Consider the following 18,932-nt stretch of genomic DNA (forward strand, 5'->3'; position numbering starts at 1 on the left):
ATGAAAATTTTAGGAATAGGTGTTGATATCATTGAAAATTCTAGAATTGTTAAATCATTAAAAAATAAACTCTTTATTAAACGTATATTTTCAAATTCAGAAATTATAATAGCAAAAAAAATAAAAGATAAAAAAACCTACTATTCTAATAGATTTGCAGCAAAAGAAGCTTTTGTAAAATCTATTGGAACTGGTTTTAGAAATGATCTTAATTTTAAAGATATATCTATAATCAATAATAAAGCTGGAAAACCATCATTTATAATTAATGAAAAAATAAAAAAAATTGTAAAAAAACAATTTAAAACAACATCCTTTAATTTCTTTCTATCAATTTCAGATGAAAAAAAATATTCTATTGCTTATGTAATTTTACAAAAAAAATGAAAATAGATAGAAATATAATAATTGATAATATAAAAACAATTTTTTACGCTTTAATTATAGCAATAATTATTAGATCTCTTTTTATTCAACCATTCTATATACCATCTTCATCTATGGAACCTAATTTACTAATTGGAGATAGATTATTTGTTACAAAATATTCTTATGGCTACAGCAAACATTCATTTCCATTTAGTCCACCTATCTTTAATGGTAGATTGTTTTCTAATAAACCAAAAATGGGTGATGTAGTAGTATTTAAAACTACAAGAGATAACAGAACTGACTTTATTAAGAGATTGATTGGGTTACCTGGTGATTCTATTCAATTTATCAATGGTGATCTATATATTAATAACAATCAAGTTCCTAAATCAATAATTTCAAAAACAGATGTTATTTATTGTGGTAGTCAGATAGAGGTAGATACTTTTAATGAAAAACTTCCTAATGGTATAAATCATACAACAGTTTATTCTAAAAATAACAGTGAAGATACAGACCTGTTTGTTATTCCTAAAAAGCACTATTTTTTTTTAGGTGATAACAGAGACTGCTCTGCTGATAGTAGAAAGTTAGCCGATTTGGGTTATGTACCCGAACAAAACCTTGTTGGTAAAGCGCAATTTATTTTTTTTTCATCTGATTTTAGGATTGGCAGTATTTTTTCTTTTTGGAAATGGCATAAAACTATTAGATTTGATAGATTTTTTAAAAGAATAAATTAATGAAAATAAGCACTGCAAATCTTGAAAAAAAACTAAAGTTTAAATTTTCAGACCACAAAATTCTTACTAAAAGTTTAACACATAAAAGTTTTGACTCAAAAAACAATAATGAAAAAATTGAATTTTTAGGTGACAGAGTTTTAGGCTTAATTATTGCTAAAAAATTATTAGATCTTTATCCCGATGAAAAAGAAGGGGTATTAGATAAGAAATTTGCTTCGCTAGTAAATAAAAAAAAATGTTTAGAAATAGCAAAAAAAATAGAATTAGAGAAATATATTTTAATTTCAAACCCAAAAAATAAAGATATTTTAATAGAAGATAAAATAGTAGCAGACTGTCTAGAGGCATTAATTGGTGCAATTTATCTTGATAAAGGTTTAAATTTTACTGAAAAATTTATACTAAACATTTGGAGTGAACATATTACAGCAAGCATAATAACCCAGATTGATGCTAAAACTAAACTTCAAGAACATTCATTGAAGATCTTTAAACTTTTACCTATTTATAAATTAATATCTAATACTGGTCCTCGACATAAACCACTTTTTAAAGTTTCTGTTAAATTAAAAGATACTAAATTTTTTACAGCTGAAGGTACCTCCAAAAAGGATGCAGAACAAAATGCAGCATCATTATGCCTTGAAAGTGTTTTTAAAAAATGATTTGGGATGATAATGGCTATCTAATTTCAAAAAATCGTTATAGTGAAAATTCAATAATTGCTGAAGTTTTTACTAAAAATCATGGAAAAATATCTGGAATAATTTTTGGTGGAACTTCAAAAAAAATTAAAAATTATTTACAAGTTGGTAATAAAATCTATGTAAACTACAATTCTAAAAGTCCTACTAGAATTGGATATTTTAAAGTAGAAATTTTAAAAGCATTAACTCCACTTTATTTTGATGAAAACCAAAAACTATCTTGCATTTCTTCTGCTATGAATTTAATTAAACTTCTTACTGCAGAAGCTCAATCTAATGAAGAAATATTTATTTTAATTGACAAGTTTTTTGAAATACTACCCTTAGAAAATTGGATTAAAGAATATATTTTTTGGGAGTTAGAATTACTCAAATTACTTGGCTATGACCTTGAATTAAAAAATATAGTTGAAAAAGAAATTATTGATCAAAAAGTTAATTATTTTGTAAAATCTTCATCAGAAAAAAAAAATATTCCAAATTTTTTAATAGATAAAAATTATAAAGATGTTGATTTAAAAAATCTGCTTAAAGGTTTAAAACTAGTTACTGACTATCTTGAAAAGAGTATTTTAAGACCAAACAATCTAAACATTCCAAGCTCTAGAACTCATTTTGTTAATCTTTTAAAATAATTTATTTAATTAAATTATTAATTCTATCTGCGTAATAACTAATTATTGCACTAGCGCCAGCTCTTTTGAATGAAATTAAACTCTCTAAAATAGCACTTTTATCTATTAGTCCTTTTTTTATACCATTACTTAAAAGACTATATTCACCAGAAACTTGGTAAGCTAATACTGGAATTTTAAAATTATCTTTAACTGTTTTAATTATATCTAGATAAGGCATTCCAGGTTTGACCATCACCATGTCAGCACCTTCTTTTATATCTAAAGCTACTTCTCTTATAGCTTCATGGCTATTTCTAAAATCCATCTGATAGTTTTTTTTGTCACCTTTTAACAATCCTTTTGAACCAACGGCATCTCTAAAAGGACCATAAAAACTTGATGCATATTTTATGGCATATGAAAGTATTTGAACCATTTCATGACCTTCTTTATCAAGAGCTTTTCTTATTTTTCCAATTCTTCCATCCATCATATCTGATGGTGCAAGAACATCACATCCAATTTCAGCCTGAAGCAATGATTGATTTATCAATACCTCAATGGTCTCATCATTTAAAACATATCCTGATTTTACCAAACCATCATGTCCATGAGTAGTATATGGATCTAAAGCAACATCACACATAATACCAATCTCATTTTTATAATTTTTTTTAATGTATTTAATGGCTTTACAAACAAGATTATCTTCATTTAAAGCTTCTGTTCCAATTTCATTCTTCTTATTTTTGTTAGTGTAAGGAAATAATGCAACCATAGGTATCTTGTTCCTAATCGCTCTATCTAAAATAGTTCCAAGTTTATCTATAGTATATCTATAAACGTCAGGCATAGTTTTAATTAATTGTTTTGTATTTTTCCCATCAATCAAAAATATAGGTAATATGAAATCGCTTGTCGAAAGGGTATTTTCTTGAATTAATCTTCTAGACCAATCATGTTTTCTACTTCTTCTAAGTCTTAAATTTGGGTAATTTCCTATAATCATGCTTAAATCTACTTTTAAAATGCGACAAATGTATTATACAAATATATATTAAAATAAGTAAAAAACAATCTAGATGAATATCGAAAATAAAAATATTGTAAATTTAAATCTTAAAAAAGATGAAAAAATTTTAGATTTTAGTGACTTTCAAAAACAAAGTATTAAATTTGATATTAATAAACTTCAAGAAGCTTACAATCAGATTGTCCAAACTAAAAAATTTGAAGATGGTGGTGGAATAGCCCATTTTGGTGCTATTTCTTTAACACAAATTCCTGGTGATCCAGATTCAGTAAAAGGAAGTAAAGCTAGAGGAGTTTATTGGACTAAGCCAGATAAGTCAGGCAAAGAAGTTTCAAGAGATATCTCGATTGACGAGTCAGCTTATTCAGAATTTATACCTGATTATGAAAATACATATTTTAAAGAAGTTTTTGACACTCTATCATCTAAATATAAACTAGGACGAGTTAGAATTTTATTAAAAGAACCAAGGTCAACATTAAGTTGGCATAGAGACCCAGAACCAAGGTTACATATTCCATTAATTACAAACCCAGGTTGTTTGATGGTCATAGATAATGTTGCAAAACATATGCCAGCAGATGGATCTGTATGGGTTACTAATAATACAAAATATCACAACGCTTTTAATGGTGGTGAAGAAAATAGGGTTCACCTAGTAGCTTGTGTTTTAGATTATAAATTTAACTAATTTGAAAAAGATATTTATTTCATCAGATCACGCTGGATATAAGCTGAAAGAATTTATTAAGATTAATTTAGATAAGAAGAAAATTAGATATTTTGATTTAGGTCCATTCAGTGATGATCGGGTTGATTACCCAGATTATGCTCATAAAGTTGCTAAAAAAGTGAAGACCAACAATAATCATGCTGGAATACTAGTTTGTGGTTCTGGAATGGGTATGAATATTGCCGCAAATAAACATAAAAATATACGTGCAGCCCAATGTTTTAATCTAAAATCTACAAAATTATCAAGATTGCATAACGATGCAAATATCATTACATTAGGATCAAGATTGCTTACTAAAATTAATGCTTTAAAATGTGTCAGTGTTTTTTTAGATACAAAATTTGAAGGTGGAAGACACGCAAAAAGAATAAAAAAGATTTAACTATGTCCAGTGAAAAAAATTACTTAAATGAAAATTATAAAAGTTTTTTTGAAGATAGTTTATCTGTAACAGATCCAGAACTGCATAAAGCTATAAATGATGAGCTAAGAAGACAGCAGCAACACATTGAATTAATTGCATCTGAAAATATTGTTTCACAAGCTGTTTTAGAGGCACAAGGGTCTGTCTTAACAAACAAGTATGCGGAAGGATATCCTGGTAAAAGATACTATAATGGATGTGAGCACGTTGATGTTGCTGAAAACTTAGCTATAGAAAGATTAAAAAAGATATTTGATTGTAAATTTGCTAATGCACAACCTCATTCTGGTGCTCAAGCAAATGGAGCTGTATTTTTAGCTCTATTAAATCCAGGTGATACATTTATGGGAATGAGTTTAAATTCTGGTGGACACATCACTCATGGATTAAAAATTTCAATGTCAGGTAAATGGTTTAATCCAATAGGATATGATGTTGATAAGGAATCAGAATTAATTGATTACGATAATGTTGAAAAATTAGCCTTAGAGCATAAACCAAAACTTATAATTTGTGGAGGTAGTGCTTATTCTAGAGTAATTGACTTTAAGAAATTTAGAGACATTGCAGATAAAGTAGGTGCATATCTAATGGTAGACATGGCTCATTTTTCTGGATTAGTCGCTGGTAAAGGATATCCTAATCCGTGTGACTATGCACATGTCGTTACTTCAACAACTCATAAGGTTTTTAGAAGTGCAAGAGGTGGAATCATTTTAACTAATCATGAAGACCTGGCAAAAAAATTTAACACTGCAGTTTTTCCTGGTTACCAAGGTGGACCATTGATGCATGTAATTGCTGCTAAGGCTGCTGGTTTTTTAGAAGCATTAAAACCAGATTTTAAAGATTATATTAAATCAGTTTTAGCTAATGCTAAAATTTTATCAGAGACACTTAAAAATAATGGTTTTAAGATTTATTCTGGAGGAACGGATACTCATTTAATGTTAGTTGATCTGAGACCTTTTAACGTTAAGGGCAATTTGACTGCTGAAAGTCTTTCTAATGCTAATATTACTTGCAATAAAAATGGAATACCTTTTGATACAGAAAAACCAATGATCACATCAGGTATAAGATTAGGAACTCAAGCAGCAACAACTAGAGGTTTTGGATTAAAAGAATTTGAAAAAGTGGGAGAGTTAATAACTAAAGTTGTAAAAGGTTTATCTGAAAATCCCAATGATAATAGCAAAATAGAGGAAGAAGTAAGAAATGAAGTTATAGAACTTACATCTTCATTCCCTATTTATAAAAATTTAAAATAATGATTTGTTCGATCTGTAAAAAAGGTGAAACGTCCGTAGTAGACTCTAGACCAACAGAAGATGGAACAGCAATAAGAAGAAGGAGACTTTGTGTTTGTGGTGCAAGATTTACTACATTTGAAAGAGTTCAGTTTAGAGAAATAATGGTAGTTAAAAAAAATGGAAGAAAATCATCTTTTGATAGAGATAAACTTTCAAAGTCAATTTATATTGCTCTTAAAAAAAGACCTATAGACACAGAAACAGCAGAAAAATTTATTAGTAAAACTTCAAGAGCCTTAGAAGAACTTGGTCAGAGCGAAATATCATCAAACATTATCGGAACGATGGTAATGGAGGGTTTAAAAGAACTTGACCCTGTTGCTTATGTTAGATTTGCATCTGTCTATAGAAATTTTAGAGAAGAAAAAGATTTTGTACAATTCGTGGACAAATTAGATGTCTACAAAAAAAGATAAATTTACCAAAAAAGATAAAAAGTATATGGAGCTAGCATTAAGTTTGGCTATGGCTAGACATGGACATACTGGAACAAATCCATCTGTGGGGTGTGTAATTGTCAAAAATGATGAGATAATTTCAATAGGCCAAACTAATTATAATGGTAGACCACATGCAGAACACAATGCGATTAATAATTCTTATGAGAATTTAGAAGGTTCAAAAATGTATGTAACACTTGAACCATGTAATCATTTAGGAAAAACTCCTCCTTGTACAAATTTAATAATAAAAAAAAAAATTAAAGAAGTTATCTATTCAATAAATGATATTGATAAAAAAGTTAAAGGAAAAAGTTTTAAAATTTTAAAATCTAGGAATATTAATGTTAAAAAAGGTTTACTTAAAAAAGATGTTGGTAAATTTTATTCAACTTATATTTTTAACAGAAAAAATAAATTACCTTTTGTAATTGGAAAGATTGCTTTATCAAAAAATAATATAATCTATAGTAATAAAATAAAAAAAATTACAGATAAACATTCAGATAAATTGACACATTTTTTAAGATATAAAAGTGATTCTATAATGATTTCTTATAAAACTTTAAATAAAGATAATCCAAAGTTAAACTGTAGATTAAGTGGTTTAGAAATGTTTTCACCAAAAAGAATAATTTTAGATAATAATTTAAATACAAAGATTAATTCGTATATATTTAATACAGCCAATAAAAAAAATACGATAATTTTTTATAATAATGCTAATAAACACAAAATTACTTTATTTAAAAAAAAAGGTATTCAATTAATTAAATCTGATCTAAATAAAAAAAAATATTTTGATTTGAAATTAGCTCTTAAAAAACTCTACAAATTTGGAATTAGAAATATTCTAGTGGAAGGTGGTGATGAATTATCTGGAAGTTTTTTAAAAAATAAATTATTTAATGAATTTTATCTATTTAAAAGCCGAAAAAATTTATCGAAATTAGTTGCCTATAAAGATTTTAATTGCTTTAAATACTTGTCACAAAACTATAAAAATAAAAAAAAGATTAATACATTATTAGGAAAAGATTCAATCACCCTCTATAAAAGATATTATGTTTAATGGAATAATATTTAATCAAGGGGTTATTAAAAAAATCACTAAAAGAGACAAGGGTATTAATATTTTTATAAATTCAAATTTAAAATTAACTAAAAAAGATATTGGTGTCTCCGTTGCTTGTGATGGTGTTTGTCTAACACTGATAGCTATAAAAAATAAGTTAATCGAATTTTATCTTTCAGACGAGACTATTCAGAGATCAAAATTTAAATTTTTAAAGATAAATGATAAAATTAATATTGAATTACCCTTAAAATATGGTCAAAAAATATCTGGTCATATTTGTCAAGGTCACGTTGACACTGTTGGAAAAATTGGTTTTATCAAAAAAATTGATAAGTCTTATTTATTTGATTTTGAAATAGTTAAAAAGGAAAGAAAAAATTTAATCGAAAAAGCTTCAATTTGTATTAATGGAATTTCTCTAACAATCTCAAAAATAACCAAAAAAGGATTTCAGGTTTGGGTTATTCCACACACTTTCAGACTTACAAACTTATCCACTTTAAAAATGAAAAAACTAGTAAATATAGAGATAGATATCTTATCTAAATACGTTAGAAATTATTTTAATGAAAAAAAATAATTACGCATCAATTGAAAGTATAATTAATACTGCAAAGAAGGGTGGTATGTTTATCTTAGTGGATGATGAAAAAAGAGAAAATGAAGGTGATCTTATAATCTCAACAACTGATTCAAATGCTAAGAATATAAATTTTATGGCTAAATTTGGTCGTGGATTAATTTGTTTAGCCCTAGATAGTATTCAGGCAAAAAAGTTAAATTTATCTTTAATGTCATCAATAAATCAGTCTAGAAATAAAACTGCATTTACAATTTCTATAGAAGCAAAAAAAGGAATAACAACTGGGATTTCTGCAAAAGATAGAGCTAAAACAATAAAAATTGCATCAAAAAAAAATGCAAATAAAAAAGATATTGTATCTCCAGGGCATATTTTTCCAATCATTGCTAAAGATGGAGGTGTTTTAGTTAGGGCCGGTCATACAGAAGCTTCTGTGGACATTTCAAAACTTGCAAAAAAAAACAATTCTGCAGTTATTTGTGAAATCATGAATGAAGATGGCACAATGGCAAAAGGTCACGATTTATTTAACTTTGCAAAAAAACATAATCTAAAAATTGGTAAGATTGAAGATCTTATTGCTTACCGTTTAAAAAAAGAAAAACTAATTAAACTTAAAAAACAATCAGATATTGAAGTTAAAAATCAAAAATATAAAATTAGAATTTATGAAAATCTTTTAGATGGATCTGAACATTTTGCTTTAATTAAAGGGAATATTAAAAAAGGGATAGTTCCAAGAGTTAGAGTAATCTCATCTAACGTAGTTCAAAATTATTTAATCAATCAACAATTACCAAATTCATTTGACAAAACTTTAAATTATTTTAAGAAATTTAATAATTGTGTTTTAGTTTTTATAAAAGATACAAACTTAAAATCAGTTACACAAACACTGAAGGATTATAAAAATAAAGATTTTTATAAAAAAGGAAATGATAAGCTTATAAGAAATTATGGTATTGGGGCTCAAATAATTAAAGATTTAAAGATCAAAAATATGATATTAATCACTAAATCTCTTAAAAAAGTTATTGGTTTAGAGGGTTATGATATAAAGATTACTAAGCAGGAAATCATTTAATGAAAAAGAAATTAAAAGCAAAAATATTAATTGTTATTTCAGATTATTATTACGAAATATCAAATAATCTAGAAGTAGGAGCAACGGGCACTTTAATTACATCACATATAAATAATGAAAAAGATGATAATTTTGTTCCAATCCTGTCAAAATATGAAATTATAAAAGTTCCTGGAGTTTTTGAAATTCCTGTTATTATTTCAAAAAATATAAAAAAATATGATGCGTTTATAGCTCTTGGTTGTGTTATAAAAGGTGAAACACCTCATTTTGATTTTATTTCACAAGCTACGACTGATGGAATTATGAAGATATCAATTGAAAGTAAAAAACCAATTGGCAATGGAATTATTACTGCTTTAAACAGAAAACAAGCAGAAAATCGATGTGGTAATTACATAATAGAAAGTCGTGTCAAAACAGGAAAAGGTGAGGAAGCTGCTAAAGCTGTATTATCTGTTCTAAAAAACTTTTCATGAGAACTCCATACAATTCCAATCAAAGTCCAAGAGTTATAATTATCCAAAAATTATACGGTAATTTTTTTAATGATGATACAGATTTAACTTTTCCCAAACATAGATTTAAAAAGTTCATTAAAGATGTAGTTTTAGGTACTATCGAGAGAGACGAAATTATTAAAGAAGAAGTTAATAAATACTTAAGTGAAGACTTACAATTGACTAATTTAGATCAAGTTTTTCAAATCATTGTAAAATCTGCTATATTCGAATTTTTATATAAACCAAAAGTTTCTAGCAAAATAATTATTAAAGAATATCTTGATGCATCAAACTTCTTTTTAGAAGATGGTCAAACGAAATATTTAAATGCTATATTAGATAAGATAGCTAAAAAAATAAGAACTACTAATGCATGAATTTGAATTAATAAAAAATTATTTTCAAAAACTTTCTAAAAAATCACCAAGTGCACTAAATTTAAATGATGATGTTTTTTTTGATAAAAAAAAAAGTTTAGCTGTATCAGTTGATACATATGTGGAAGGTAATCATTTCATAAACTTTAAAAAACCTGAGCTAGTTATCAAAAAAATAATTAGATCATCAATTTCAGACCTCGTTTGCAAAGGTATTAAACCAAAATATTACTTTATTTCAGGATCAGGTAATAAAAAAAGTTTTTCTAAATTGAATTTATCAAAAATTAGCAAATCACTTAATCAAGAACAAAATAAATATAAAATATTTTTAAGTGGTGGAGATACAGTTTTTTCAAACAAGCTAAGTTTTACAATTACCTCAATAGGTTTTGCTAATAATATTATATATAGGAACAAAGCTAAAATTAATGATGATATATATGTTTCTGGAAATTTAGGTGATAGTTATTTAGGCCTATTAGTTTTAAAAAATAAATTTAAGCTTAAGCCAAAATTAAAAAAATATTTTACTAATCAATATTTTATGCCAAATATCCAATTAAGATTAACTGATCAAATCAAGAAATTTGCTAATACCTCAATTGACGTTTCTGATGGACTCTTAGCCGATCTTGATAAGATGATTAATTGTCAAAAATTGTCTTATAAACTTTTTTTAAAAGATATTCCAATTTCAAGCAATCTTAAAAAGATACTTGATCTTAAAAAACTATCCAAGATTAATTACATTTCTAATGGTGATGATTATCAGGTCTTATTTACAGCTTCTAAAAATAAGATGAGAATCATAAAAAAAATTGCTTCTAATTGTAGAGTTAGGCTTACAAAAATTGGCTCAATTCAAAGTTATGTTGAAAAATCATCCATTATTGATGATAAAAACAGGACAATTGCCCTTAAAACTAAGGGTTATTTACATCAGTTTTAGTAAGTTAAATATTGCCTTTTATAGCTTTTTTTGTATTGTCCGGACTTTACAACAATAAAATTTAACAACTAAACAACCAAAAAGGTATTATGAACACATCAGTAGAAACAATTTTACTTTATACAATAGCGGCGGGATTTCTTTCAATAGTTTACGGTTTTTTTACTGGTAAAAATATTCTTAATTTGAGTGCTGGGAATTCAAAAATGCAAGAAATTGCTTCTGCTATTCAAATTGGCGCAAAAGCTTATTTGGCAAGACAGTATAAAACAATAGCTGTAGTTGGTGTTGTTGTTTTGATTATTATCGGTTTTGTATTTAGTCCTTTGGTCGCTGTTGGTTATTTAATTGGTGCTACGTTATCAGGTATTGCAGGTTATGTAGGTATGTTAGTTTCAGTGGAGGCTAATGTTAGAACTGCTGAAGCATCAAGAAAAGGTTTGGCAAGTGGACTTTCTGTAGCATTTAAGTCTGGTGCTGTAACAGGAATGCTAGTTGCAGGCTTAGCTTTGTTATCTATTGCTGTCTATTATTATTTATTGTTAAAATTTGGAATTGCTGAAAGAGAAATAGTTAATGCACTAGTAGCTCTTGGTTTTGGTGCTTCTCTTATTTCTATTTTTGCTAGATTAGGTGGTGGAATTTTTACTAAAGGAGCTGATGTAGGTGCAGACTTAGTTGGTAAAGTTGAAGCAGGAATTCCAGAAGATGATCCTAGAAATCCAGCTGTTATTGCTGATAATGTTGGAGATAACGTTGGTGATTGTGCTGGTATGGCTGCTGATTTATTTGAAACTTACGCAGTAACTATTGTTGCTACTATGGTTTTATCATCAATATTTTTTGTCGGTGATACTAATATGATGATTTATCCATTAACTATCGGTGGAGCATGTATTTTAACATCAATTTTAGGAACATTCTTTGTTAAATTAGGAAAAAGTAAAAATGTCATGAATGCTTTATATAAAGGTTTTGTTGTATCTGCTGTTTCTTCATTATTAATCTTATATCCAGTCACTGATTTTGTAATTGGGTTTTCAAGTGAATATACTGTTAATGGTAAAACTTTTAATGGTATGAATTTATACACATGTGGAATTATTGGCTTAGTTATTACAGGCTTATTGATTTGGATCACTGAGTACTACACTGGCACAGAATATAGACCAGTAAGAAGTATTGCTAAGTCATCAACAACAGGACATGGAACGAATGTTATTCAAGGATTAGCTGTTTCTATGGAGGCTACAGCTATACCTGCTTTAATTATTGTAGCAGGTATTTTATTTACTAATTCTATTGCAGGTCTTTATGGAATAGCAATAGCTGTTACAACTATGTTGGCATTAGCAGGAATGGTTGTAGCTCTTGATGCTTATGGTCCTGTAACAGATAATGCCGGTGGTATTGCTGAAATGTCTAAATTACCAAATAGTGTCAGAAAAACTACTGATGCTTTAGATGCAGTAGGGAACACAACAAAGGCTGTTACTAAAGGTTATGCTATTGGATCTGCAGGATTAGGTGCTTTAGTTTTATTTGCAGCTTACGTTGAGGATATTAAACATTTTTCAGGTGTAGCGGGATCTAAATTAGAAGGAATAGTTGTTACTTTTGATTTGTCAAATCCTTATGTAGTCGTTGGTTTATTAATTGGTGGAATGCTACCATATCTTTTTGGATCAATGGGAATGCAGGCTGTTGGAAGAGCAGGTGGAGCTGTAGTTGTTGAAGTAAGAAGACAATTTAAAAAATACCCAGGGATTATGAAACGTAAGCAAAAACCTGATTACGCCAAACTTGTTGATTTATTAACAGTGGCAGCAATAAGAGAAATGATAATCCCATCATTGCTTCCGGTCTTATCTCCAATTGTTTTATACTTTGTTATTTTTGCAATTGGTGGTCAAGTTGCAGCCTTAGCGGCTGTTGGTGCCATGTTGCTTGGTGTTATCATTACTGGGTTGTTTGTTGCGATTTCAATGACTGCAGGTGGTGGTGCTTGGGATAATGCTAAAAAATTTATAGAAGATGGTAATCATGGTGGAAAAGGTTCTGAAGCTCATAAAGCTGCCGTGACTGGTGATACAGTTGGAGACCCATATAAAGATACAGCGGGACCAGCAATAAACCCTATGATAAAGATTACAAATATTGTTGCTTTATTATTGTTAGCTATTATTGCAGGTTAAAGCTTTTAGTTGTTTTTTTTTCGACGGTCTCCTGGTTTTCTTTTACCCAGAGGATCATTAACTTTTTGTCTTATACTTGATAAAAAGTTGTAAATGAATTTATCTTTTTTATAGTCAACAGACGTTTTTGCCTCTGAAAATTTTAATTCATTCATATCACTTTTATCTAAAAAAGTTTTTTTAGCCAGAAGACCCATATTATCAATCTCTAATATTAATATATTATTAATGTCTACTGCCGTTTTGCCTAACTTAAATATAGATTGTTTTTTTTCTTTATATTCAATGTATATCCATACATCTTGATTAAAGCTTCCTATTGTAGATGGTGGCCCTAATAAATTGAGAATGTCATTTTTATTAAATAAATTTATAATGATTTTTTCATTTTTTTTATTTAGTTGATTAAAACCATGATGTTTTTCTACATTTTTTAATGTACAATTAGAAATAAAAATCATAAAAAATATATATAAATAAAATTTAGTCATGAATTATAAATATATAAATATTTACAATAGTTTAGTTAGTTTAACTAGAAATAAAGACCTCTATAAAAATTTTAATAAACAAGATGAGTTTTCAGATAGACTAGTTTTATTGTTAATACATCTTGCTTTTTTTTTTAAAGTTTTTAAAAATGATAACAATAAGGCAATTTTACAAGATATTTATGATTATGTATTTAGACAGCTTGAATTGAGCATTAGAGAGATTGGATATGGTGATCAGTCAATCAATAAGAAGATGAAAGATTACTTAAATCTTTTTTATGCAATGATTGATAGAATCCATTATTGGGATGAAATTTCAAAAGATTCAAAAAAGAGTATAATGGTATTATTTGTCGATAAAAGCTCAGATATTGATTTTTTAGTGAATTATTTTAATAAATACCAAATAAAATTATTAAATAACACTTTGAATTCCTATATAAAAGGTGTAGTTAACACATAAATTTATGGCTGTACCTAAACGTAAACAATCACCGTCAAGAACTGGAATGAGAAGAGCTCAGACAATGAAATTCTCATCAAAAAATATTGTTGAAGATAAAAAATCTGGTGAGTACAGATTATCTCATCATTTAGATCTTAAAACTGGAATGTACAGAGGTAGACAAGTTTTAGATCCCAAGGAATAAATACCCGATTTTAAATGAATAAAATAATAAAAATTGCAGTTGATGCAATGGGTGGAGATGGCTCACCAAAAAAAGTTATTGATGGGATACAGCATCATTTTAAAGATAATCAAAATTCATTTTATCAAATTTTTGGAGATAAAGAAAAAATTTTAACTTGTATTAACAACAATTTACCAAACTCATCTTTTGATATAATTCATACAACAGATGTAGTAAAGGGTACTGATAGTCCATTAGAGGGTGCCAAAAGAGGAAAACATACTAGTATGTGGCTTGCCGTTCAAAGTGTTAAAGAAAAAAAATCTGATGTTGTAATATCAGCTGGTAACACAGGAGCTTTACTTGTTATATCTAAACTAAATCTTAAAATGATTGAGAATATAGATAAACCAGCTTTATCAGCATTATGGCCTAATAAAAAAGGGATGAGTGTTGTTTTAGATTTGGGAGCAAATATTGAGTGTAGTCCAAAAAATTTAATTGATTTTTCAATAATGGGATCCTCACTATTTAAATCTCTATACCCCAAAGATAATGCAAAACTTGCATTATTGAATATAGGATCTGAAGAAATAAAAGGTAATGAAACTATTAAAGAAACTTATCTACAATTAAATCAAAGAAACAATCATGACTTTGAATTTAAAGGCTACATAGAAGGAAATCAATTAATGAATGGAGATGTTAATGTCATTGTAGCGGATGGCTTTACAGGAAATGTTGCATTAAAAACTGCAGAAGGTACTGCTAATTTTATTATAAGTGAACTCAAGAAAGCTATGACTGGTAACATTATTGGTAAAATTTCATCTTTATTAAATATTTCTAATTTAAATAAATTTAAAGCAAGATTGGATCCTCGACTTTATAATGGTGCTATATTTATTGGTTTAGATTCTCCTGTAATCAAGAGTCATGGAGGGACAGATTATATCGGATTTTCAAATTCATTAAATGTTTGTACTAAAACTGTGAGTGGTAATTTAATAGAAAAAATCAGAAATAATATTTATTAATGACTAGAGTAAATTTGGTAAAAAAAGATTTAATAAATTCAGTTTATATGCAAATTGGATTTTCAAAAAATATATCAGAGAATCTAATAGATGATTTTTTGATGACAATTATTGAAAATTTGAGAATTGAAAAGAAATTGAAATTATCAAAATTTGGTACTTTTTCGATACGTTCCAAAAAAAGTAGAATTGGTAGAAATCCCAAGACAAAAGAAAGAAAAACTATATCAAATAGAGATGTGGTTCTATTTAAAGCTTCTAAAGAATTTAAAGATTTAGTAAATTCTAAGAATGACTTATAAAAAGAATAAAACTTATAAATCTATTGGTGAAGTTGCAAAAATTCTTAATCTTGTAAATAAAAAAAAAGGATCCCTGAATACTCATACTATTCGTTTCTGGGAAAAAGAATTTAAACAAATTAAGCCAAATATTTTAAACGGAAATAGAAGATACTATAATGACGATACAATTGAGGTATTAAAAAAAGTTAAATACCTACTTAAAGATCAAGGAATGACAATTAATGGAGCTAGAAAAGTTCTTAATACAGATAAATCATTAAAACTTGACGAATTACCAAAAAATTCTATAAATGCTGATTATAGTATTAAAAATAAACTTAAGAAGATATCAAACTTAATAAAACAATTAAAAAATATAAAATAAAATGGCAAAAAAAACACACGTTAAAGTTAGATTAGTACCAGAAGCCAAACCTGATAGTCCCTTTTTTTATTATGTTAAAAAACCTGCTGGTGGTGAAAAAGCTAAAATAAAACTTTCTGCTAAAAAGTATAATCCATCTACAAGAAAACACGAAATGTTTGTAGAAAAAAAATTACCCCCGCATAGTAAATAGTATTATTTTTTTTTAAAATTTCTTTTTTCATAATCAATAAAAGACCAAATCATATTTTTCCAAATCCTATTAGTTATTTTTGGATCTATATTTGATTGTATTGATTTTTTCTTAATTTTTCTAAGAATAAAATTTATTCTTTTTTGGTCAATTATTTCATTTTTATAAATTTTTATCTTCAGTACATCATTAACTAAATTAGATCTTTTTTTAATTAATTTGAGTAAATCATTATCAAGCCTATCAAGCTTAACTCTTAATAAATCTAACTTTTTTTTATTTATAGGCGACATTTATTCAATTGGTTATTAAAATAAGTATTATAAGTATAATTTATGTTTGTAAACAGTGACAACTATATAAAATATTTAAAGCTATGGCTAATAACTTTATATCTATTAATCATTTTAATGGTTGCAGTAGGTGGGCTCACAAGATTAACTGATTCTGGATTATCTATCACTGCATGGGAACTTTTCATAGGAATACTACCACCATTAAATATAAACGAATGGAATTTTTACTTTACACAGTACAAAAAAATCCCAGAATATCAAAATATTAATTACGGCATGTCTTTGAGTGAGTTTAAAATAATTTTTTATTGGGAATATGCACACAGATTATTAGCAAGATTAGTTGGTTTATTTTCGTTAATACCATTAATTTTTTTCAGTCTAAAATTTAAAGACTCAAAATTTTATTCAAATAAATATTATTTTATATTTTTCCTTGTATGTCTTCAGGGATTTATTGGGTGGTATATGGTCTCAAGTGGCTTAATTGAAAATAATGATGTTAGTCATTTTAGATTAAGTGTACATTTATCTTTAGCGTTATTAATTTTAAGTCTAATTTTTTGGTTTATATTAGAAGTTTTTAGAGTCAGAAAATTTCATATTAAAATTTCTAATTTTCTATTATTATTCATACTTGTATTAATTTTTATACAAATTTTATTAGGAGCTTTTTTGTCTGGGCTTGATGGTGGTCTTATATATAATTCTTGGCCAGATATGAATGGTAGTTTCTTTCCTAATGATGTTAAATTTTATGAAGTTATAAATTCTCAATTGTTAAGCAACCCGTCTATTGTTCAGTTTTTGCATAGATCAACTGCTTATTTACTATTATTTTTTATTATAATTTTAAATTATTTTTATATTAAACAAAAATATGATTTTAAATATTTATTATTTTTTGATGTTGCTATCTTGATTCAAATTTTTTTAGGAATAATAACCTTGATTTCTGGTGTAGATATTAAATACGCATCTCTACACCAGTTAGGTTCAATATTAGTTTTGAGCTCTTATTTTTTAATATTATATAAAAACTCTAGCTAACAGCTTTTAATTTCTTTTTTGAAGAGTTTGCCAATGCTTGATCTAAGTCATCGATAATATCATCAATATGTTCTAAACCAATGCACAACCTAACATAACCAGGCGTAACACCAGCAGCTGCTAATTCATCCTCTGTTAATTGGCTATGAGTGGTTGATGCTGGATGTATTGCCAAGCTCCTTGCATCTCCAATATTAGCTACGTGGTAGAACATTTTTAAAGACTCTATAAATCTTTTTCCAGCTTCAATACCTTCAGCTAATTCAATACCAACTAAAGCACCATTGCCTCCTTTAAGATATTTTTTAGCTCTTTTATTTATTTCATCATTATGCTCAGTAGAATAAATAACTTTTTTTACTGCTTTATGTTTCTTTAAATAATCAACAACTTTAGATGCGTTTTCACAATGTTGTTTCATTCTTAAAGCCAAAGTTTCTAAACCCTGTATTACACCAAAAGCATTATCAGGAGATAGTGCAGATCCAAGATCTCTTAAAATTGTTACTCTTGCTCTTACTGCAAAAGAAACATTAGCTCCTGTTAATTCTGGTACTGCTTTACCCCAAACTACACCACCATAACTAGCATCTGGTTCATTAAATAGAGGTTGCCTTTTAGGGTCTGCTGTCCAGTCAAAATTTCCACCATCAACTAAAGCACCGCCAACAACAGTACCATGTCCAGCTATGTATTTTGTAAGTGAATAAACTACTACAGCAGCTCCATGTTGTAGTGGCTTGCAAATCACTGGTGCAGCTGTGTTGTCTACTATTAATGGTATGTTATATCTCTTCCCAATATCTGAGACTTCTTTAATTGGAAAAACTCTTAAATATGGATTTGGTAAAGTTTCTCCATAAAAAGCTCTTGTTTTATTATCAATAGCTTTTTCAAAGTTTTTTGGATCAGATGGGTCAGCATATCTAACTTCAATTCCAAGTTTACTTAAAGTGTGGGTAAATAAAGATACTGTTCCACCATAAAGATCGGTAGAACTAACAATATTATCTCCAGCTTGAGCTACATTTAAAATTGCAAAAGTTGAAGCAGTTTGGCCAGATGATACAGTCAAACTTGCTAAACCACCCTCAAGTGCTGCTAATCTTTTTTCCAAAACATCATTTGTTGGATTCATGATTCTTGTATAAATATTACCAAACTCTTTTAAGGCAAATAGGTTAGCGGCATGTTCAGTGTTATTGAATTGATATGATGTAGTTCTATAGATAGGAACGGCTACTGCATTAGTTGCAGGGTCACTTCTATAATCACCACCATGAATTGCTATAGTTTCAGGGTTATTTCTTTTTGTACTCATCTTAATACTCCTTTTTAGTACTTTAGCTTAATGCAAGGCGTACAATACAGCTCAAATGCGCCTGCCGATAATGTGGTTAA

At 27.6% G+C, this 18,932-nt stretch carries 26 protein-coding genes and 1 riboswitch; of the genes, 22 read left to right on the plus strand and 4 right to left on the minus strand.

What is annotated here, in order from left to right; genetic code table 11:
* The 4 genes from acpS to recO are packed head-to-tail and all read left to right on the plus strand — an operon-like array spanning position 1 to position 2,460.
* Positions 1–387: a holo-ACP synthase gene (acpS, locus tag VP91_RS05535; RefSeq protein ID WP_169036458.1), complete on the plus strand. Its 387-nt coding sequence runs from the start codon at positions 1–3 to the stop codon at positions 385–387.
* Positions 384–1,115 carry a signal peptidase I gene (gene lepB, locus VP91_RS05540; RefSeq protein ID WP_169036459.1) on the plus strand — a complete coding sequence of 244 codons (732 nt, stop codon included), beginning with the start codon at positions 384–386 and terminating at the stop codon, positions 1,113–1,115. The genes acpS and lepB overlap by 4 nt, the downstream gene beginning before the upstream one ends.
* The gene (rnc, locus tag VP91_RS05545) at positions 1,115–1,783 is read left to right on the plus strand and encodes a ribonuclease III (protein ID WP_169036460.1); all 669 of its coding nucleotides are present in this window, start codon (positions 1,115–1,117) and stop codon (positions 1,781–1,783) included. Before lepB ends, rnc begins: the two co-directional genes overlap by 1 nt.
* Positions 1,780–2,460, plus strand: coding sequence for a DNA repair protein RecO (gene recO / locus VP91_RS05550; RefSeq protein ID WP_169036461.1), 681 nt, complete (start codon positions 1,780–1,782; stop codon positions 2,458–2,460). The genes rnc and recO overlap by 4 nt, the downstream gene beginning before the upstream one ends.
* A gap of 1 nt (position 2,461) precedes the next feature.
* Here the strand turns inward: recO and hemB are convergent, their stop codons facing one another.
* Positions 2,462–3,451 (minus strand): porphobilinogen synthase, encoded by a 990-nt coding sequence (gene hemB, locus VP91_RS05555; RefSeq protein ID WP_169036462.1) that lies wholly within the window; start codon positions 3,449–3,451, stop codon positions 2,462–2,464.
* A 73-nt stretch (positions 3,452–3,524) separates the two neighbouring features.
* Here hemB and VP91_RS05560 point away from each other — a divergent pair, with 73 nt between their 5' ends.
* The 11 genes from VP91_RS05560 (at position 3,525) to VP91_RS05610 (ending at position 13,160) form a co-directional block, all read left to right on the plus strand.
* Positions 3,525–4,166 carry an aspartyl/asparaginyl beta-hydroxylase domain-containing protein gene (locus VP91_RS05560; protein ID WP_169036463.1) on the plus strand — a complete coding sequence of 214 codons (642 nt, stop codon included), beginning with the start codon at positions 3,525–3,527 and terminating at the stop codon, positions 4,164–4,166.
* 1 nt (position 4,167) lies between these two features.
* On the plus strand, positions 4,168–4,593 hold the full coding sequence (gene rpiB, locus VP91_RS05565; RefSeq protein WP_169036464.1) for a ribose 5-phosphate isomerase B: 426 nt from the start codon (positions 4,168–4,170) through the stop codon (positions 4,591–4,593).
* 2 nt (positions 4,594–4,595) lie between these two features.
* Positions 4,596–5,906 carry a serine hydroxymethyltransferase gene (gene glyA, locus VP91_RS05570; RefSeq protein ID WP_169036465.1) on the plus strand — a complete coding sequence of 437 codons (1,311 nt, stop codon included), beginning with the start codon at positions 4,596–4,598 and terminating at the stop codon, positions 5,904–5,906.
* Entirely contained in the window at positions 5,906–6,364 is a 459-nt protein-coding gene (gene nrdR / locus VP91_RS05575) for a transcriptional regulator NrdR (protein WP_169036466.1), read from the plus strand. Before glyA ends, nrdR begins: the two co-directional genes overlap by 1 nt.
* Positions 6,345–7,460, plus strand: a complete 1,116-nt coding sequence (ribD, locus tag VP91_RS05580) for a bifunctional diaminohydroxyphosphoribosylaminopyrimidine deaminase/5-amino-6-(5-phosphoribosylamino)uracil reductase RibD (RefSeq protein WP_169036467.1) — start codon at positions 6,345–6,347, stop codon at positions 7,458–7,460. The genes nrdR and ribD overlap by 20 nt, the downstream gene beginning before the upstream one ends.
* The gene (locus VP91_RS05585) at positions 7,453–8,046 is read left to right on the plus strand and encodes a riboflavin synthase (protein ID WP_169036468.1); all 594 of its coding nucleotides are present in this window, start codon (positions 7,453–7,455) and stop codon (positions 8,044–8,046) included. The genes ribD and VP91_RS05585 overlap by 8 nt, the downstream gene beginning before the upstream one ends.
* A complete protein-coding gene (ribB, locus tag VP91_RS05590) occupies positions 8,033–9,133 on the plus strand; it encodes a 3,4-dihydroxy-2-butanone-4-phosphate synthase (protein WP_169036469.1) in 1,101 nt (366 codons plus the stop codon). The genes VP91_RS05585 and ribB overlap by 14 nt, the downstream gene beginning before the upstream one ends.
* Complete coding sequence (gene ribH, locus VP91_RS05595; RefSeq protein ID WP_169036470.1) at positions 9,133–9,612, plus strand: 6,7-dimethyl-8-ribityllumazine synthase; 480 nt, start codon at positions 9,133–9,135, stop codon at positions 9,610–9,612. Before ribB ends, ribH begins: the two co-directional genes overlap by 1 nt.
* Positions 9,609–10,013 (plus strand): transcription antitermination factor NusB, encoded by a 405-nt coding sequence (locus tag VP91_RS05600; protein ID WP_169036471.1) that lies wholly within the window; start codon positions 9,609–9,611, stop codon positions 10,011–10,013. The genes ribH and VP91_RS05600 overlap by 4 nt, the downstream gene beginning before the upstream one ends.
* On the plus strand, positions 10,006–10,965 hold the full coding sequence (thiL, locus tag VP91_RS05605) for a thiamine-phosphate kinase (RefSeq protein ID WP_169036472.1): 960 nt from the start codon (positions 10,006–10,008) through the stop codon (positions 10,963–10,965). Before VP91_RS05600 ends, thiL begins: the two co-directional genes overlap by 8 nt.
* An 89-nt stretch (positions 10,966–11,054) precedes the next feature.
* Positions 11,055–13,160 (plus strand): sodium-translocating pyrophosphatase, encoded by a 2,106-nt coding sequence (locus VP91_RS05610; protein ID WP_169036473.1) that lies wholly within the window; start codon positions 11,055–11,057, stop codon positions 13,158–13,160.
* 5 nt (positions 13,161–13,165) lie between these two features.
* On the opposite strand, the gene VP91_RS05615 is transcribed toward VP91_RS05610, so the two are convergent.
* A complete protein-coding gene (locus VP91_RS05615) occupies positions 13,166–13,651 on the minus strand; it encodes an outer membrane protein assembly factor BamE (protein WP_169036474.1) in 486 nt (161 codons plus the stop codon).
* Between VP91_RS05615 and VP91_RS05620 the strand changes: the two genes are divergently transcribed.
* Genes VP91_RS05620 through VP91_RS05645 form a run of 6 tightly spaced genes read left to right on the plus strand, consistent with a single transcriptional unit; the run spans position 13,650 to position 16,185 of the window.
* A complete protein-coding gene (locus tag VP91_RS05620) occupies positions 13,650–14,117 on the plus strand; it encodes a ubiquinol-cytochrome C chaperone family protein (protein WP_169036475.1) in 468 nt (155 codons plus the stop codon). The genes VP91_RS05615 and VP91_RS05620 overlap by 2 nt on opposite strands.
* Before the next feature lie 4 nt (positions 14,118–14,121).
* Complete coding sequence (gene rpmF / locus VP91_RS05625; protein WP_169036476.1) at positions 14,122–14,304, plus strand: 50S ribosomal protein L32; 183 nt, start codon at positions 14,122–14,124, stop codon at positions 14,302–14,304.
* A 14-nt stretch (positions 14,305–14,318) separates the two neighbouring features.
* Positions 14,319–15,323: a phosphate acyltransferase PlsX gene (gene plsX / locus VP91_RS05630; RefSeq protein WP_169036477.1), complete on the plus strand. Its 1,005-nt coding sequence runs from the start codon at positions 14,319–14,321 to the stop codon at positions 15,321–15,323.
* On the plus strand, positions 15,323–15,625 hold the full coding sequence (locus VP91_RS05635) for an HU family DNA-binding protein (RefSeq protein ID WP_169036478.1): 303 nt from the start codon (positions 15,323–15,325) through the stop codon (positions 15,623–15,625). Before plsX ends, VP91_RS05635 begins: the two co-directional genes overlap by 1 nt.
* On the plus strand, positions 15,615–15,992 hold the full coding sequence (locus VP91_RS05640; protein WP_169036479.1) for a MerR family transcriptional regulator: 378 nt from the start codon (positions 15,615–15,617) through the stop codon (positions 15,990–15,992). Before VP91_RS05635 ends, VP91_RS05640 begins: the two co-directional genes overlap by 11 nt.
* A gap of 1 nt (position 15,993) precedes the next feature.
* Complete coding sequence (locus tag VP91_RS05645; protein WP_169036480.1) at positions 15,994–16,185, plus strand: 50S ribosomal protein L33; 192 nt, start codon at positions 15,994–15,996, stop codon at positions 16,183–16,185.
* 2 nt (positions 16,186–16,187) lie between these two features.
* On the opposite strand, the gene VP91_RS05650 is transcribed toward VP91_RS05645, so the two are convergent.
* The gene (locus VP91_RS05650; protein WP_169036481.1) at positions 16,188–16,478 is read right to left on the minus strand and encodes a chorismate mutase; all 291 of its coding nucleotides are present in this window, start codon (positions 16,476–16,478) and stop codon (positions 16,188–16,190) included.
* A 42-nt stretch (positions 16,479–16,520) separates the two neighbouring features.
* On the opposite strand from VP91_RS05650, the gene VP91_RS05655 reads away from it, so the two are divergent.
* Positions 16,521–17,531 (plus strand): COX15/CtaA family protein, encoded by a 1,011-nt coding sequence (locus tag VP91_RS05655; protein ID WP_169036482.1) that lies wholly within the window; start codon positions 16,521–16,523, stop codon positions 17,529–17,531.
* On the opposite strand, the gene VP91_RS05660 is transcribed toward VP91_RS05655, so the two are convergent.
* The gene (locus tag VP91_RS05660; RefSeq protein WP_169036483.1) at positions 17,524–18,852 is read right to left on the minus strand and encodes an O-acetylhomoserine aminocarboxypropyltransferase/cysteine synthase family protein; all 1,329 of its coding nucleotides are present in this window, start codon (positions 18,850–18,852) and stop codon (positions 17,524–17,526) included. The two genes, VP91_RS05655 and VP91_RS05660, sit on opposite strands and share 8 nt — an antisense overlap.
* Positions 18,853–18,856: 4 nt before the next feature.
* Positions 18,857–18,924: riboswitch (SAM riboswitch) on the minus strand.
* Between the last annotated feature and the right edge of the window lie 8 nt (positions 18,925–18,932).

Origin of the sequence: Candidatus Pelagibacter communis (assembly GCF_012932795.1) — a bacterium.
In the GTDB taxonomy this organism is placed as follows: Bacteria; Pseudomonadota; Alphaproteobacteria; order Pelagibacterales; family Pelagibacteraceae; genus Pelagibacter; species Pelagibacter ubique_S.

Excerpts from the sequence above, each read along its gene's own strand:
- acpS (WP_169036458.1), top strand. The coding sequence starts at position 1 with ATGAAAATTTTAGGAATAGGTGTTGATATCATTGAAAATTCTAGAATT.
- lepB (WP_169036459.1), top strand. The coding sequence starts at position 384 with ATGAAAATAGATAGAAATATAATAATTGATAATATAAAAACAATTTTT.
- rnc (WP_169036460.1), top strand. The coding sequence starts at position 1,115 with ATGAAAATAAGCACTGCAAATCTTGAAAAAAAACTAAAGTTTAAATTT.
- recO (WP_169036461.1), top strand. The coding sequence starts at position 1,780 with ATGATTTGGGATGATAATGGCTATCTAATTTCAAAAAATCGTTATAGT.
- hemB (WP_169036462.1), bottom strand. The coding sequence starts at position 3,451 with ATGATTATAGGAAATTACCCAAATTTAAGACTTAGAAGAAGTAGAAAA.
- VP91_RS05560 (WP_169036463.1), top strand. The coding sequence starts at position 3,525 with ATGAATATCGAAAATAAAAATATTGTAAATTTAAATCTTAAAAAAGAT.
- glyA (WP_169036465.1), top strand. The coding sequence starts at position 4,596 with ATGTCCAGTGAAAAAAATTACTTAAATGAAAATTATAAAAGTTTTTTT.
- nrdR (WP_169036466.1), top strand. The coding sequence starts at position 5,906 with ATGATTTGTTCGATCTGTAAAAAAGGTGAAACGTCCGTAGTAGACTCT.
- ribD (WP_169036467.1), top strand. The coding sequence starts at position 6,345 with ATGTCTACAAAAAAAGATAAATTTACCAAAAAAGATAAAAAGTATATG.
- VP91_RS05585 (WP_169036468.1), top strand. The coding sequence starts at position 7,453 with ATGTTTAATGGAATAATATTTAATCAAGGGGTTATTAAAAAAATCACT.
- ribB (WP_169036469.1), top strand. The coding sequence starts at position 8,033 with ATGAAAAAAAATAATTACGCATCAATTGAAAGTATAATTAATACTGCA.
- ribH (WP_169036470.1), top strand. The coding sequence starts at position 9,133 with ATGAAAAAGAAATTAAAAGCAAAAATATTAATTGTTATTTCAGATTAT.
- VP91_RS05600 (WP_169036471.1), top strand. The coding sequence starts at position 9,609 with ATGAGAACTCCATACAATTCCAATCAAAGTCCAAGAGTTATAATTATC.
- thiL (WP_169036472.1), top strand. The coding sequence starts at position 10,006 with ATGCATGAATTTGAATTAATAAAAAATTATTTTCAAAAACTTTCTAAA.
- VP91_RS05610 (WP_169036473.1), top strand. The coding sequence starts at position 11,055 with ATGAACACATCAGTAGAAACAATTTTACTTTATACAATAGCGGCGGGA.
- VP91_RS05620 (WP_169036475.1), top strand. The coding sequence starts at position 13,650 with ATGAATTATAAATATATAAATATTTACAATAGTTTAGTTAGTTTAACT.
- VP91_RS05615 (WP_169036474.1), bottom strand. The coding sequence starts at position 13,651 with ATGACTAAATTTTATTTATATATATTTTTTATGATTTTTATTTCTAAT.
- rpmF (WP_169036476.1), top strand. The coding sequence starts at position 14,122 with ATGGCTGTACCTAAACGTAAACAATCACCGTCAAGAACTGGAATGAGA.
- plsX (WP_169036477.1), top strand. The coding sequence starts at position 14,319 with ATGAATAAAATAATAAAAATTGCAGTTGATGCAATGGGTGGAGATGGC.
- VP91_RS05635 (WP_169036478.1), top strand. The coding sequence starts at position 15,323 with ATGACTAGAGTAAATTTGGTAAAAAAAGATTTAATAAATTCAGTTTAT.
- VP91_RS05640 (WP_169036479.1), top strand. The coding sequence starts at position 15,615 with ATGACTTATAAAAAGAATAAAACTTATAAATCTATTGGTGAAGTTGCA.
- VP91_RS05645 (WP_169036480.1), top strand. The coding sequence starts at position 15,994 with ATGGCAAAAAAAACACACGTTAAAGTTAGATTAGTACCAGAAGCCAAA.
- VP91_RS05650 (WP_169036481.1), bottom strand. The coding sequence starts at position 16,478 with ATGTCGCCTATAAATAAAAAAAAGTTAGATTTATTAAGAGTTAAGCTT.
- VP91_RS05655 (WP_169036482.1), top strand. The coding sequence starts at position 16,521 with ATGTTTGTAAACAGTGACAACTATATAAAATATTTAAAGCTATGGCTA.
- VP91_RS05660 (WP_169036483.1), bottom strand. The coding sequence starts at position 18,852 with ATGAGTACAAAAAGAAATAACCCTGAAACTATAGCAATTCATGGTGGT.